We start from the raw sequence: 255 nt of genomic DNA on the forward strand, positions 1-255 counted from the left end.
ACCGAGATTCCCCCAGTAGCGGCGAGCGAACGGGGAACAGCCCAGAACCTGAATCAGCGTATGTGTTAGTGGAAGCGTCTGGAAAGTCGCAGGGTACAGGGTGATACTCCCGTACACAAAAATGCATGCATTGTGAGTTCGAAGAGTAGGGCGGGACACGTGGTATCCTGTCTGAATATGGGGGGACCATCCTCCAAGGCTAAATACTCCTGACTGACCGATAGTGAACCAGTACCGTGAGGGAAAGGCGAAAAG

At 53.3% G+C, this 255-nt stretch carries 1 rRNA gene; it reads left to right on the top strand.

Annotated features, from left to right (window positions below):
* Positions 1-255, top strand: a 23S ribosomal RNA gene (locus AC6EMZ_RS23390); the annotation flags it as partial.

This window comes from Enterobacter sp. SCRI0065, from assembly GCF_059766475.1.